Origin of the sequence: Halobacillus salinus (assembly GCF_004684905.1) — a bacterium.
Lineage (GTDB): Bacteria > Bacillota > Bacilli > Bacillales > Halobacillaceae > Halobacillus > Halobacillus salinus.
In genome coordinates, this window is sequence record NZ_SRJC01000001.1 from 468,784 (window position 1) to 482,953 (window position 14,170).

Here is a 14,170-nt window from a genome sequence, read left to right on the forward strand (position 1 = left end):
TTATTTCTCCTTAGCAGGAGAGTAATCAGACATTTCGACGCGCTGCTCAGCCATAGCGATGTTATGATCGTACATCGTTTCGGCAATGATCCGGCGCGTTTCTTTTGCTGCTGTCCAATAGATAAGATCGTGCACTACTCCTGTCACCGTGTACTGATATCCACGATACTGATCGTTCAAAGAGTTCATACCATAAACTTGGAAAGGCTCGATCGGCTCGTCCTTCAAGTCTTTCTTCAAGTAATCACTACACTCTTCGTTCAGCCTCTTACAAGCAGCCTCAAGTGCTGTGAACACCTCTCTAGGGTCTTGCCTGAAATTTGTTGTTACTTTTTCAATCACACGCATGTATTGAAAGTTGTAGTTCTCAATTGTCGTAATTTGGCCATTGCTGACTGTTAACAATCGACCACTCCATTCACGGATCTTCAAAAACCTCAGTCCGATATCCTCGACTGTACCGTGGAAGGTGTTATTTAAGGTGATGAAGTCCCCCTTATGTAATTGCTTTTCATATAGTAGAAATAGTCCTGCGAAGAAGTCTTTAATCAGGTTTTGAGCACCAAAACCGATTACTATTCCGATAACTCCTGCACCGGCAAGCAGTTTATTGATCTCGGTAAATTCACCAAGCACAAGAAGGATGAAAGCGATGACAGCTGTATAGCTGATGATTGAATTGAACATCGACTCCAGAGTGCGCTCTTTTTTTTCTTCGATGAAGTCCGTCCGTTTGAAGAAGGAGTGAATCACCCTTCTTGAAGTGATGACAATAATGATTAAAACGATAGCATAAATTAGGATGGCTAAGGGAGGATATTCCTCAACGTTATTCCACCAATCACTTTTTATCCAATCCATAAGATACCTCCTGTCGACATTTGTTTGTATTATAGCATTTTTACCATTCTTATCCCCTGTTAGACATACATCGACACTTGTATTATCATTAAGTACAGTAAAATGTACGAAAAGGGGTATGTAATGATGGCACAACAAGAACAGATTCAGGATTTGAAGGTGCGTCTATCTCAGTTTGTAGATCGTATCGAAGCTCTTGATCCGGAAGAGACATCGGTAGAGGACATCGATCGCCTCATTTCTATGTTGGAGGAACTTGAAAATAAAATGAAGGAATAGAAGGGGATTTAGAGGATGGATGCCATTCTTTATATGATTTCACCGATTGTCGGATTTGTCTTCATGTTGACTATGATCATGTCGTTCGTACGTATGGCATCAGGTCGAGCTGTTCCTAGGAATCTCAAACAGCTTTGGGGTGGCTCTTTCATCGCGCTGGTGCTGATTCTTTTGTACGTCAATGTTGTGTGAAAATTGACTCTCTTCTCAGGAGGGTTGATTTTTTTAATTCTATGCTTTATCATGGTAAATCGTTAATGAGGTGAATGATAGAACGAAAGAGAGGGGATTGCCTTATGGCTTGGGCGGTAGTTGTTTCTGTCCTTGTTATGACAATCTTGAGCCTGCTCAGGGTAAACGTCATTATTGCCATTCTTGCTGCTGGTCTTACTGCTGGACTAATGAACGGGGAAACATTGATTTCTTCGATAGAGTTATTTGTAGGTGGCATGGGTGGCCAAGCAAATGTGGCATTAAGTTATATATTATTAGGGGCTTTTGCAGTAGCAATCAGCTACTCCGGGATTACGTCTCTATTGGTAAATGGATTATTGAATGTGCTTAAAGATATGAAGACGCTGCTCGTAATAGTCATTGCACTAATAGCAAGTCTTTCACAGAATGCAATACCGGTTCACATCGCATTTATTCCTATATTAATTCCGCCGTTATTACGCTTGTTTGATCGTATGAAATTGGACCGTCGTGCCGTAGCGGCAGCACTAACCTTTGGGTTGAAAGCACCGTATGTCATGATTCCGTTAGGATTCGGGCTGATTTTCCACAAGACGATCCGGGATGCTTTGGCAGATCAAGGCGTAGAACTTGGAGTTTATTCGATCGCGCAGTCCTTGCTTCTTCCAGGGGCAGGAATGATACTCGGCTTACTTGTTGCTATCTTTATTTCATATAGAAAACCAAGAGAGCCAAAAGCAGTCACTCAAGAAAATGAATTAGACGCCTTACAGCCTGAACAAAAGGTGGATCGCTTCACCATTAAGCACTTCTTCACTCTTGTAGCGATTGTTGTTACATTGCTTATTCAAGTCTTCCTGTCTAACTTGATCCTAGCGGCTTTAGCAGGACTTATTCTTATGTTTGTTTTCCGCGTGGTTCCTTACAAGAACGGGGATAAAGTCGTCAATGACGGCATTGCGATGATGGGATTCATTGCATTCGTGTTGTTATCAGCTTCAGGGTATGCGAATGTACTGACGGCAACAAACTCTGTATCCGACCTTGTGGAGAAGAGCTCTGGCTTTATCGGAGATCAACAGGCGCTGATTGCCTTTGTACTACTCCTTGTCGGTCTTGTGGTCACAATGGGAATCGGCTCTTCCTTTGCAACTGTACCGATTCTTGCCGCATTGTTTGTTCCGATTTGTTTAGAAGCAGGATTCTCTCCGATGGCGATTGCAGCTTTAGTAGGTACTGCAGGAGCACTTGGAGATGCGGGGTCACCTGCTTCAGATAGTACGCTTGGACCTACTTCTGGTTTGAATGCAGACGGAAGACACAATCATATTTGGGATACTTGTGTACCGACCTTCTTACACTACAATATCCCACTGTTCATCTTCGGATGGATTGCAGCAATCATGTTATAAAAGAAAGCGGGTGGAGCTGATCTCCATCCGTTTTTTTTGTGGAGATTATTGCCAACCGCTTTTATTAATGAGTCATCAGTTGTCACGCATACTAAGAAAAAAGCGAGTGATTTCCATGTTAAAGCGTACACTTATAGGATTCGTTCTACTGATGCTGTTTATTCCTCAAGCTACTTTCGCAGAAGGTTGGGGTTACAAGAAGAGCCAGGAAGGCGAGGTACCGGATGTCGGAAGGTACGGCCCGATGGTTGAGGAGTATGATGGTTTCTATGTCGACCCTTCAGGAGACAAAACCGTTTACTTTACTTTTGATAATGGCTATGAACAAGGATATACCGGACAAGTGTTGGATGTGCTGAGAGAGAAAGATGTCCCTGCAGCATTTTTCATTACAGGGCATTACATTGAGAGTGCACCTGAATTGGTAAAGAGGATGGCAAAAGAAGGTCATCTGATTGGAAACCACTCTTGGAGCCACCCAGACTTCACGAAAGTATCGAAAGACAAAATGGAAGAAGAGTTGAAGCGAGTTAATGAGGCGGTTCGTGAGCTGACCGATCAAGAAACGATGTCATTTGTCAGGCCACCTCGGGGCACATTCAATGATCAGACATTGAAATGGGCTGAAGAATTCGGGTACACACATGCGTTTTGGTCTGTAGCATTCAAAGATTGGGAAACCGATAACCAAAAAGGATGGGAATATGCATACAACAGCGTGTTGAATCAAATTCATCCCGGTGCCGTTATATTATTGCATTCTGTTTCACAAGATAACGCAGATGCACTGTCTGAATTAATTGATGAACTCCGTAAGCGGGGTTACAAATTCGGGACACTGAATGATCTAATGATCAAACAGTATATTCCTGCTCCACTTTGGAACTTGTAGAAGCAATCACTGTGCACTTGTGCACAGTGATTTTTTTATAGGACATCTGAAGCATAATTCATTTTCCGCCATACAGGACGTTAGTTTCAGTGAATATTTGGGAAATAAATAAACAAAAGCCCATTTTTTTGAAGGATACTTTGCGAGTTATGGAGAACAAGTTATGATGAAGACAGACTAGATTTTTTGTCGCTGGGAGGACGTTTTGGAATGTGGAAGGAAAGAGTTCATGCGAAAAGTTTTTATGACTTTGACTATACGTTGCTTAGATGGCAGTTCGATCCGCTGACGAAGCTGAACCGTGAAGAAAGATGGGTGGATGTTCCTGTTCGTTTAAACAAGGAAAGGCATATAGTTCGTGTGCAAGGGTTAGGAACGACAGAAGAGCCATTATTTGAAGTTTCAAGTGAAAGCGATCAAGTGAAAACAGAGCTCCTTCAACATATATACAACCTTTTTCAATGGGACAGAGACTTAGAAGAGGTTCACGAACATTTCCTTAATACGAATTTGGAGACGCTTTTTGTCCAACACCCTGGCACACCTATTGTAAAAGATTTTCACTTGTATGATTGTCTAATGAAAGTGATTATCCATCAGCAGCTCAACATGAAATTTGCCTATACACTTAGTACAAGGTTCGTTCAGCATTTCGGCAGTGAAAAGGACGGCGTATGGTTCTATCCTACCCCAGACGTCGTGGCGGAACTTTCTTATGAGCAATTAAGAGAGCTACAATTCAGCCAGCGGAAATCTGAGTATGTCATAGATACCTCTAAGAAAATTGTTGAAGGTGAGATTGATTTAGACGAAGTAGCCGCATTATCAAATGAAGATGTCATGAAACAATTGCTTAAGATCAGAGGGATTGGACCTTGGACGGTTGAGAATTGGCTCATGTTCGGAGTTGGAAGGGAAAACATGTTTCCAAAAGCGGACATCGGCATTCAAAATGCGTTGAAGTACTATTTTAATTTGGACCAAAAGCCTAATAAGGAGCAGATGGAAGCTTGGAGTGAATCCTGGGAACCATTTATGAGTTACGCTTCATTGACTCTTTGGCGCAGTATAGAAGGATAAAGGCAGATTTAGTCATATAATAGGTAAAAACGACATATAATGAATAGAAAATATTGGTGGAAAAGTTCAAAGGTGATATTCAAAATTTTTCAATCCTGCGTTATAATGTAAACATGTTTGAAAAATGAGCGGTAAAGGAAAGAGGTCTTAATATTGGTGATTAGAGAGAGGTATTCTGACCAAGTTCATAGCAATGAGATTTTGGAAGTTCTTAGTTTGAATGCAACACCTGCGTGTTTACTCGACCTACGAGAACAGCATGTCATTGTTAATAAAGAGATGCAGGATATGCTGCATTTAGAGAAAACAGAAATGTCAGTTTCTAAATGGATGCTTCTATTACCAAGATCCGCTCAGCAAAAGTTGCAACGCTTGATGCATAGGCTGATGACGGAAGGATTAAAAGATAAGACATTTCATATTTCTGAATGGAACCGACAAGGCCAACTGATCCATTTAACAAATGGACAAATTGCACTGACGATCAAGGATGCTATCCAAGAGAAATCAGTTGAACGTCAAAGTATTGAGCCTAAACCTGAACAACAGCCCATGTTCACCTCATTCCAGTTGCCATATAAACGAAGTGTCGTTCCGGTACAGAGCAATCAAAAACGAATGAGAAACATCTGTCTGATTTGTTGGACAAGTTCCCACAAGGTATGGCGATTATCGGACACAATTGGGAGATTCAATATGCAAACAAAAAGATGGAAGAGATCACGGGCTATACCTTCGATCGTAATAAAGCTCGTAAGCTGTGGGACCTTTACTCTATCGAAGAGCATTATCACTTCTTCCAGCACTATTTAAGAGCAATGGAAAAGCAGGAAGAGGTAGAGTTCGAAGGTCATTTGTATAATAGAGGAATTACCGTTCATGTTACGGTGCACCCGACAGATGCGGGACTGTCCATCTTTTTACAAGACATTACACACTATAAGCAACAGCTGCAGGCACTGAAGGAGTCTGAAGAAAGATTTGCTATACTTGCAAACAACATGAAAGACGTATTTTGGATCTCTAATGACAGCTTTACACAAATTCATTACTTGAGTCCCTCTTTCCAAAGTGTATTTGGGATGTCGAGAAGGGAAGCATTATCCAAACCAGAGAATGTCTTGAATGTCGTCCATCCTGATGATTTGAACAGAGTCAAGTCAGGTTTAGCTCTTATGCGATCTAAGAAACACCAAGTAGAATATCGTCTGGTGGGTCCTAATGGAGAAGAGAAGTGTATGATGACCAAAGGGTTCCCTGTTCAGAACAATGGGACGGTATATGTCATCGGGATTCATGAAGACGTTACAGAAAAGAATGAAATGTTGAAGCTAAAAGAAAAGTCGCAGCAGCTTTCGACAATCACTCAGATGTCGGCTGGAATTGCCCACGAAATCAAGAATCCACTGACCGCCATTAAAGGATTTTTGCAAATAGGTGCCGCTAACCCTGATTTGAGAGACCATTATCAGAATATCATTTTAGATGAAGTGAACAGAATTGAAGCCATAGTTCAGGACTTCATGATGCTATCCAAGCCGAAATCTTCTTTGCAGAAGGAAGAGGTCGAGCCAGGTAGTGTTGTAACTTATGTCACGCGTCTGTTAGAACCAGAAGCGGACGAAAAGAATGTTCAACTAATTTATAATCCTAAGAGCTTGAACGATACGATTTCTACGGAACCGAAGCGATTGAATCAGATATTGATCAACCTGGTCAAAAACGCAATTGATGCTGTAGACCACGGAGGGATTGTCTCGATCGTGGCTGAATTATCGAGCAATGACCTAACGCTTTCCGTTAGTGATAATGGTCCTGGATTGAGTGCCCAAGAACTTGCGAAGATAGGAGAGCCGTTCTTTACGACAAAAGAGAAAGGTACCGGACTCGGAGTGATGGTGACGAAGAAAATCGTCGGTGATCTGAATGGGACTATTTCTTATAAAAGTAAAAAAGGAGAGGGGACGAAAGTTACCGTCCGTCTCCCACGCTATTAAAAAAACGACAGTCCATGGACTGTCGTTTTTTTTTGCTTTCATTCGACATCATTAACCTAACCGATACAGTTACATTAAGAAATGAAGAACGAACCGAATTTTAGGAAAATTTCCTCATCAATCGCTTACAAAAATAAAATTACATTTTTACATAAAAAGCTGTTTACAAACGTATTGTAGGGCTCTATAATCCCGATTGTACTACAATTTTTTTTCGACAAAATCTTTCATATTTCTATATAAAAGGAGGCTTTCTGATGCTCAAGAAATTATGGTCATTTCTACTTATGAATATCGGTGCGCTAGGGGTTGCCACAAACGTTCACTTTTTCCTATCTCCTAACGACTTAGCCACTGGTGGTGTAAGTGGTCTATCGATTGTACTGGAGAAAGTATTCCCAGGATTATCTCTTGGACTTATCATGATTATTCTTAACATCTTACTATTTATTGTGGGATTCATATTCTTAGGGTTCCAATTTGGAGCAAAGACAATCTATGCAAGCTTTGCCCTTTCCTTTATGGTTTGGGGGCTAGAAGTATTCTTCCCAATGCAGCAAGCATGGAGTAATGACATTCTCATTCAGTTAATTATCGGCCAGATCATCGCAGCATCTGGAATGGCTATAGTCTTTCATCAGGGGGCTTCTACTGGTGGTACAGACATTCTAGCGATGATATTAAATAAGTATTTCTCTATTGAAGTTGGAAAAGGAGTCCTATTCTCAGACATAGCGATCGCAACCTCTTCCATCTTCATCTTCGGTCCGACTGTAGGAATGTATGCCTTCTTCGGTGTAATCCTTAATGGTCTTGTGATCGACTATACGTTACAGCAGTTTGATAATAATAAAGAAATAGTCATCATTAGCCGTGAAAGCGAATTGGTACGCTACTTCATAGTCAACCAGTTAGGACGAGGAGCTACCATTCACAATGCGAAGGGTGCTTTCAATCAAGAAGATAAGGAAGTTATTACGACTATTCTGAACCGCAAGGATTACACTCGACTGAAGAAATATATGACGAGTATCGACAATAATGCTTTCATTACTGTACACTCTATGAATGAAATTCTTGGAGAGAACTTCAAGAGACTAGCATGACCTGTGAAAAAGGTGGGAGCAGTTATTTATGCCAACACCGGTAAAAGATCGTCCTTCAATGACGGAAACCGTTTATCAAAAATTGAAAAGAACTATTTTGCTTCGGGAAGTTGCACCAGGGACTCAGTTAGTGGAACAAACGATTGGGAAAGATATGAAGGTTTCAAGAACGCCGATTCGGAACGCTATGAACAAACTCAAAGAAGAAGGGCTTGTGCAAATCATACCGAATCGGGGAGCGTTTGTTGTGGAACCTACCACCGAAGAAATCAAGCAAGCTTTCCACATGAGGCGACAGTTGGAAAGAATGACGGTAGAAATGGTTTGTTACACGCTTCCTGAGGAAGAAATAGAAAAACTGGAATCCTGGATAGAGCACGAGAAAGAAACGTACAACACGAGGGATATTTTGACGTACATTGAGGTCAATAAGCAATTTCACATGACCTTGGCTTATCAGACCAATCATCCATTTCTGATAGAATTTACAGAGCGGATGCTAGACCAAATCAATGTATATTTAATGTTATATGACGTATTTTATGACGAGAACTTGGATGAAAAGAAACGTTTTAAAGAACATGAATGGATTGTGGAAGGGCTACGCAATCGTGATTTAGCAAGGTTGCAGCAATTAGTTGATCAGCACATGGAAGAAAGTTTAACCTACATGGGGATTGACTTGTCTTTACCATCCATTCCGTCCACTTTAAAAGACGACCAAAAAAGCCTTTAGACATTTAGGGATGTCTAAAGGCTTTTTTTATTGGAGTTCTTAATCTGTATGGTTTTAAATAATATGCTCGAAGTCCCGAGCAGAACAGAAAGAATGGAGGCGGCCACATAGGTGAAGTTGCTCGTAACAAAGGAAATAAGTAGGAATATACTTATTAGGCATGCAAAAACGGCAATTAGGAATACATACTCATTTCCTCTCATCTTTCAACACTCCTCCGACTTTATATGATTAAGAGTTTACTCCAAATGAAGTTTTCTGTCAATTTCGCGCACTCAATAGATTTGCCTTAAGCTAAAAATGAGTATTTGAATAATTTAGAAAATTTGATATAATTATTTTGCAGACTGAACAGTCGCTCACTTACAAAGGGGGAAATGCGATGAATCGTGAAGAATTGATAGCTCCTGAAAAGTACAACGTCGTTGCTGAAATGGAAAGATATGCTGCTGACGCAGAACGAAAAGCCCTACTATGGCTTGATGATGATGGCAACAATGAAGAAATTACTTACCAAGATCTGATGAAAAAAGCGAACAGAATTGGAAACGCTTTCTTGGACAGCGGGTTGAAGAAAGGCGACAAAGTATTAGTGATGATTCCAAGACTAATCAAAGCATATGAAGTGTACATAGCTGCGTTAAAGGCAGGTCTTGTCGTCATCCCAAGTTCAGAAATGCTTCGCACGAAAGACCTTCAGTATAGAATCACTCATGGAGAAGTAAGTGCTGTTATCAGCTATCAGCCCTTCACAGAACAGTTTAGAAGCGTTTCCCAAATAGACCAGTTAACTTCCTTCGTAGTTGGAGGTCCAGAGGAAGGATGGCTCGACTTGGATTCGCTTATGGATGATTATCCAGACACGATGGAGTTAGCAGACACCTCGCGAGATGATCTTGCATTCTTATCCTACACGTCAGGGACGACCGGAAATCCTAAAGGGGTTGTTCATACTCATGGATGGGGGTATGCCCACTTGAAGACGGCAGCCGAGCAGTGGTTGGCAATCAAAGACGGGGATACCGTATGGGCGACTGCTGGACCAGGGTGGCAGAAATGGATTTGGAGTCCGTTCTTATCTGTACTGGGGACAGGCGCTAAGGGTTTAGTGTATAAGGGCAAGTTTGATCCGACTACGTATCTCCAATTATTAGACAAACACGAAGTCAATGTGCTGTGTTGTACTCCTACAGAATACCGGCTGATGGCTAAAGTGGATAATTTAGATGATTATCAACTTTCTAATCTTCACAGTGCTGTCTCGGCTGGGGAGCCGCTGAACCGGGAAGTCATTGATACATTCAGAAAGCACTTCCAAGTCACTGTACGTGATGGATACGGTCAAACGGAAAATACCTTACTCGTAGGTATTACAAAGGATATGGAAGTCCGACCCGGTTCGATGGGGAGACCGACACCAGGAAATCAAGTGGAGATCATTGATGAGATGGGAGAACCGGTAGAGGCAGGAGAAGTCGGAGATATTGCTGTTCACTTAGATACGCCTGCGTTATTTAAAGAATATTACAAAGATCCTGAACGTACTCAGATGTCAAGACGAGGACAATATTACGTTACAGGAGATCAAGCGAAAAAAGACGAAGATGGATATTTGTGGTTTGAGGGAAGAAGTGATGATATCATCATCAGTTCTGGATACACGATTGGGCCATTCGAAGTGGAGGATGCTCTTGTGAAACACCCTGCTGTACAAGAGTGTGCGGTAGTGGCAAGTCCAGATGAAGTAAGAGGAAGCGTGGTAAAAGCTTTTATTGTACTCCAGGGAGGACATGAACCTAGTGACCAGTTAGTCCAAGAATTACAAAACCATGTAAAAGAACTAACGGCTCCGTATAAATACCCGAGAAAAATCCAATTTATAGAAGAGTTACCTAAGACCACTTCCGGTAAAATCCGTCGTATCGAATTACGTCAAAACGAAAAAGCGAAACAGTAGACCAGTAGAGGTCAACTGCTCTGTTTCAGTAAAAAGGGAATTAAACAGACTAACAGAGGATTGTATAACAAACAAAGCTGCCCCGAATATATCGGGGCAGCTTTGTTCTATTTATGCCACAGTTCCATAAGCGGTCCTTTTTCACCGAGTAACGGGTCAGAAGAGGGGAAGGGAGCTTCCGGAATCTCTTGGATCGCTTGTTCATACTCATGCTTGTCACCGGTTTTCAAGTCAAAAGGTTCTCCAAAAGGATATGCGCCTAACACTTTGAAGTCGTCTGTCGATCCTTGATTTTTATGAGAAACTCCTGCAGGGAGGATAAGGACATCACCTTTCTCTATATCAAGGACGTTTCCGTGCGGCCCACCTAGTGTAACGGTAGCTGCGCCTTCTAAGACGACCAGGACTTCATGGGTCTTACTGTGGTAATGATGATAATCAAAAATCCCGCCAGTCCATTGATTTCCCCATTGGTTTTCCTTGAGTGTATCAGGCACTTCATGAAAATGTTCTATTGCATTCGGATAAACTAAAGTCGGTAAGAAACGGTGGTTTGGAAAGTAACCGTCATCTTCGAAAAAGTAACTTTCAAACTTTGAATTCATCTTTAACTCCTTTCTGAAATTCCTACACATAAGAAATTACCAAATTATAGATGATGTAAACCTCTTATGAGAATCTTCTCTACGTTCTTAGGGGAAAGTATTTTATACTATACGTTGAACCCTTACAAAAAGGAGAGGTAGATCTATGAGTAAATGGTTTACACATATATTCAACACAATAGTAGGCGTATTGATTGTAGTAGAAGGTGCTGTGTACATTTTTTGGAATAACAAGGATGGGGAGCTTCATTTAAGAAGCATTATCATGACAATGATCCTGCTCCTTGCTTGGGGAATGTCTTACAGGAAACAACTCACGAGCGAGAACTCTAGTGCATGGTTGATAGTCACTATTATTATCATGATTCCTATGATCCTTCCGTGGCTTTTCTTCATATGACCATCTAATAAAGCCATCTTATAATTCCAACAGCAAGAAACAGAAGTGCCGAAACAAGATAGATCATTCCAAATAGCCGGTGCTTTGTTTCTTCGCTGTTCGCTTCTGTGAACCCAGCAAATAACAGAAATACGATCGGTGCCAATACTAAGGAGACATCAGTGCTTGATGTAAGCGAAGATTTTGAAAGTGACCAAGTTCCTACTGGGATTGCCGTATATAGTGGTACATACAATGGGTTAAAAAACTTTTTAATTTTCTTCATGAATGGTGGTATTCTCCTTTGGTAAGCGTTTTAACAAATAGCAGTTTATAAATTCAATCTTGAATAATTTTTTTGTACAGTTTATACTGTATAACCGGTTGGGGGAAGAGGTGCATTTGCAACTGGTGGATTCCATTCGAATGAACCTTAAAGAGCCAGAACTAACCTTAGAAAGAAATATCGATTGTTTCGTTCTATGCTCATTATACACGCAGCGAAACCTTACTTAGAAGTCCTCTATATTTTCACTTTATTCATGAATATCGTTATTTTCTCTCTTTATAGGGTATTGTTATCATTAGTACCCCCCTCACTGCTCTGTGCAAGGTGCTGCCTCTTATTTAAACCTCGCTATCGCTGCATGAACAGTTACAAATCGAACAAACTAATGAACACATGGATTGTAGGAAAGGATGGAAACGATGAAAACAAAGTTGATTGATTGGCCTACGTTTATTGGCGCATTCATTCTACTCATAGGTGTTACCGTGCCACTCGTACTTTTCCCTGAAGCAGGGAAAGAACTTGTAGATCAAGCTAATACATTTATGACAGGGAACTTCGGTGTTCTCTATATGGTCATGGGACTTGTCATATTTGCATTCCTTATCTACGTAGCATTTAGTAAAAACGGATCGATAAAACTTGGTGATGAAGGGGAAAAGCCTGAATTCAACACGTTCTCCTGGGCGGCTATGTTGTTCGCTGCCGGAATCGGTTCTAGTATCTTATATTGGGCAGTAATCGAATGGGCGTATTATTACCAAGGACCTCCATTCGGAGTTGAGCCGGAATCTAAAGAAGCCATTCAATGGGCTACTGCATACGGAATATTCCACTGGGGGCCGATTGCGTGGGCAATATACACGTTACCTGCCTTACCAATTGCCTATTTCTATTATGTTCGAAAGAAACCCGTACTTAAAGTAAGTGAGGCAGTGCGTCCGGTACTAGGCGATCGTGTAGACGGTCCACTTGGAAACGTCATTGATATTTTATTCATGTTCGGTTTACTTGGAGGTGCAGGTACTACGCTAGCACTTGGTACACCAATGATTGCAGAAGGGGTTCATTCCTTAACTGGAATACCTGCGAATCTAGGGATGAAGTCTGCTATCATGCTTCTATGTACACTGATCTTTGCGGTCAGTGCTTATTCGGGGCTGAAGCGCGGAATCAAGGTGTTAAGTGATATTAACCTTTGGCTAGCAATTTTCATTCTTGGTTTCATTTTCGTAGTGGGTCCAACTCGATTTATTAGTGAAACAACATTTAACGCACTCGGAATCTTAACGGATAACTTCTTCAAGATGGCTACTTGGGTGGAACCGTTCGGAAACTTGGGTCAGTTTGAACAAACAGGCTTCCCGGAAAGTTGGACAGTCTTCTACTGGGCATGGTGGCTTGTATATGCACCATTTGTTGGATTATTTGTTGCGCGTATTTCAAGAGGGCGTACCATTCGTCAGATGGTACTTGGAACAATGGTGTATGGTACTCTTGGCTGTATCCTCTTCTTCGGAATTATGGGTAACTTCGGATTGTACATGCAGTTGACAGGAAGCTTCGATGTTATCGGGTTTATGAATGAAAATGGTGCTCCGGCAACCATCGTTGAAATCATTAACCAGTTGCCACTGGCGAAGTTTATGGTGCTTCTCTTTACGATTCTTGCCATCATCTTCCTAGCAACTACATTTGATTCCTCTTCTTACATTCTTGCTTCTGTTGTACAGAAGAACGTAGAAGGCGAACCGTTGCGTTGGAACAGATTATTCTGGGCATTCGCTCTATGCTTAATGCCGCTTGTGCTTATGTTCCTCGGAGGACTTGGTACGTTACAGACAGCAAGTATCGTCGGCGGGTTCCCGTTGATCATCATCATGTTCTTACTAGCGTGGTCATTCATGAAAGCTTCGAACACAGACATTCGAGCCTCGGATGATTACCAATCCAGCACAATTCACATTGAGCGTTGGAAGAAGAAGAAACGCAAGAAGAAGCGTTCTGCATTAGAGATGCTAGAAGACAAACCAGATAATGACGACAAGTAATAAAAAACAACCTCACAACGATGTGAGGTTGTTTTTTTATGTTTTTATCAATGGTTAGGGTAGATTCCTCAAGTAAGTAGGGAATATAAATGAATAAAGGAGGGAGTAGCATGTTATTGAACGTAGTCGCGATGACAATTCTCGGTATCGGAATGTTGGGATTGATGCTGCTAGTCGCTTACAAGGTATGGATTAAAAAGCAACCCATCGACACCTCGAATTCGTATACGCCTTTTGATTACATCACTGGTCATTCAGATCGGGAATTCCACGACGACACAGAATGGATTCAAGTAGAAGGAGAGGGTGGAGACCGTCCTACTTCCTAACT

At 41.4% G+C, this 14,170-nt stretch carries 14 protein-coding genes; 12 read left to right on the plus strand and 2 right to left on the minus strand.

Annotation, left to right across the window (positions count from 1 at the left end; genetic code table 11):
- A complete protein-coding gene (locus tag E4663_RS02705) occupies positions 1-861 on the minus strand; it encodes a mechanosensitive ion channel family protein (RefSeq protein ID WP_079479293.1) in 861 nt (286 codons plus the stop codon).
- A gap of 126 nt (positions 862-987) precedes the next feature.
- On the opposite strand from E4663_RS02705, the gene E4663_RS19930 reads away from it, so the two are divergent.
- The 9 genes from E4663_RS19930 (at position 988) to mbcS (ending at position 10,515) form a co-directional block, all read left to right on the plus strand.
- Entirely contained in the window at positions 988-1,140 is a 153-nt protein-coding gene (locus tag E4663_RS19930; RefSeq protein WP_168927324.1) for an SE1561 family protein, read from the plus strand.
- A 15-nt stretch (positions 1,141-1,155) separates the two neighbouring features.
- A complete protein-coding gene (locus tag E4663_RS19720; protein ID WP_158290411.1) occupies positions 1,156-1,332 on the plus strand; it encodes a hypothetical protein in 177 nt (58 codons plus the stop codon).
- Between the two features lie 104 nt (positions 1,333-1,436).
- Entirely contained in the window at positions 1,437-2,747 is a 1,311-nt protein-coding gene (locus tag E4663_RS02710) for a Na+/H+ antiporter family protein (RefSeq protein ID WP_079479294.1), read from the plus strand.
- 115 nt (positions 2,748-2,862) lie between these two features.
- Entirely contained in the window at positions 2,863-3,639 is a 777-nt protein-coding gene (gene pdaA, locus E4663_RS02715) for a delta-lactam-biosynthetic de-N-acetylase (protein WP_135326606.1), read from the plus strand.
- A gap of 210 nt (positions 3,640-3,849) precedes the next feature.
- Positions 3,850-4,719: a DNA-3-methyladenine glycosylase family protein gene (locus tag E4663_RS02720; RefSeq protein ID WP_135326607.1), complete on the plus strand. Its 870-nt coding sequence runs from the start codon at positions 3,850-3,852 to the stop codon at positions 4,717-4,719.
- A 641-nt stretch (positions 4,720-5,360) separates the two neighbouring features.
- The gene (locus tag E4663_RS02725) at positions 5,361-6,716 is read left to right on the plus strand and encodes a PAS domain-containing sensor histidine kinase (RefSeq protein WP_241657095.1); all 1,356 of its coding nucleotides are present in this window, start codon (positions 5,361-5,363) and stop codon (positions 6,714-6,716) included.
- 257 nt (positions 6,717-6,973) lie between these two features.
- Positions 6,974-7,822 carry a YitT family protein gene (locus tag E4663_RS02730; RefSeq protein WP_079479296.1) on the plus strand — a complete coding sequence of 283 codons (849 nt, stop codon included), beginning with the start codon at positions 6,974-6,976 and terminating at the stop codon, positions 7,820-7,822.
- Between the two features lie 28 nt (positions 7,823-7,850).
- Positions 7,851-8,558 (plus strand): GntR family transcriptional regulator, encoded by a 708-nt coding sequence (locus E4663_RS02735; RefSeq protein ID WP_079479297.1) that lies wholly within the window; start codon positions 7,851-7,853, stop codon positions 8,556-8,558.
- A 382-nt stretch (positions 8,559-8,940) separates the two neighbouring features.
- On the plus strand, positions 8,941-10,515 hold the full coding sequence (gene mbcS / locus E4663_RS02740; RefSeq protein ID WP_135326608.1) for an acyl-CoA synthetase MbcS: 1,575 nt from the start codon (positions 8,941-8,943) through the stop codon (positions 10,513-10,515).
- Between the two features lie 107 nt (positions 10,516-10,622).
- On the opposite strand, the gene E4663_RS02745 is transcribed toward mbcS, so the two are convergent.
- Positions 10,623-11,120, minus strand: a complete 498-nt coding sequence (locus E4663_RS02745) for a cupin domain-containing protein (RefSeq protein ID WP_135326609.1) — start codon at positions 11,118-11,120, stop codon at positions 10,623-10,625.
- A 145-nt stretch (positions 11,121-11,265) separates the two neighbouring features.
- Between E4663_RS02745 and E4663_RS02750 the strand changes: the two genes are divergently transcribed.
- From E4663_RS02750 to E4663_RS02760, 3 genes are all read left to right on the plus strand, one after another.
- Positions 11,266-11,520 carry a hypothetical protein gene (locus E4663_RS02750; RefSeq protein ID WP_135326610.1) on the plus strand — a complete coding sequence of 85 codons (255 nt, stop codon included), beginning with the start codon at positions 11,266-11,268 and terminating at the stop codon, positions 11,518-11,520.
- A gap of 687 nt (positions 11,521-12,207) precedes the next feature.
- Positions 12,208-13,839 (plus strand): BCCT family transporter, encoded by a 1,632-nt coding sequence (locus E4663_RS02755; protein ID WP_135326611.1) that lies wholly within the window; start codon positions 12,208-12,210, stop codon positions 13,837-13,839.
- A 110-nt stretch (positions 13,840-13,949) separates the two neighbouring features.
- Positions 13,950-14,168, plus strand: coding sequence for a DUF3951 domain-containing protein (locus E4663_RS02760; RefSeq protein WP_158290412.1), 219 nt, complete (start codon positions 13,950-13,952; stop codon positions 14,166-14,168).
- Positions 14,169-14,170 lie beyond the last annotated feature (2 nt).

What these genes read in the sequence shown, in the direction of transcription:
- E4663_RS02705 (WP_079479293.1), bottom strand. Translation starts at nt 861, where the DNA reads ATGGATTGGATAAAAAGTGATTGGTGGAATAACGTTGAGGAATATCCT.
- E4663_RS19930 (WP_168927324.1), top strand. Translation starts at nt 988, where the DNA reads ATGGCACAACAAGAACAGATTCAGGATTTGAAGGTGCGTCTATCTCAG.
- E4663_RS19720 (WP_158290411.1), top strand. Translation starts at nt 1,156, where the DNA reads ATGGATGCCATTCTTTATATGATTTCACCGATTGTCGGATTTGTCTTC.
- E4663_RS02710 (WP_079479294.1), top strand. Translation starts at nt 1,437, where the DNA reads ATGGCTTGGGCGGTAGTTGTTTCTGTCCTTGTTATGACAATCTTGAGC.
- pdaA (WP_135326606.1), top strand. Translation starts at nt 2,863, where the DNA reads ATGTTAAAGCGTACACTTATAGGATTCGTTCTACTGATGCTGTTTATT.
- E4663_RS02720 (WP_135326607.1), top strand. Translation starts at nt 3,850, where the DNA reads ATGTGGAAGGAAAGAGTTCATGCGAAAAGTTTTTATGACTTTGACTAT.
- E4663_RS02730 (WP_079479296.1), top strand. Translation starts at nt 6,974, where the DNA reads ATGCTCAAGAAATTATGGTCATTTCTACTTATGAATATCGGTGCGCTA.
- E4663_RS02735 (WP_079479297.1), top strand. Translation starts at nt 7,851, where the DNA reads ATGCCAACACCGGTAAAAGATCGTCCTTCAATGACGGAAACCGTTTAT.
- mbcS (WP_135326608.1), top strand. Translation starts at nt 8,941, where the DNA reads ATGAATCGTGAAGAATTGATAGCTCCTGAAAAGTACAACGTCGTTGCT.
- E4663_RS02745 (WP_135326609.1), bottom strand. Translation starts at nt 11,120, where the DNA reads ATGAATTCAAAGTTTGAAAGTTACTTTTTCGAAGATGACGGTTACTTT.
- E4663_RS02750 (WP_135326610.1), top strand. Translation starts at nt 11,266, where the DNA reads ATGAGTAAATGGTTTACACATATATTCAACACAATAGTAGGCGTATTG.
- E4663_RS02755 (WP_135326611.1), top strand. Translation starts at nt 12,208, where the DNA reads ATGAAAACAAAGTTGATTGATTGGCCTACGTTTATTGGCGCATTCATT.
- E4663_RS02760 (WP_158290412.1), top strand. Translation starts at nt 13,950, where the DNA reads ATGTTATTGAACGTAGTCGCGATGACAATTCTCGGTATCGGAATGTTG.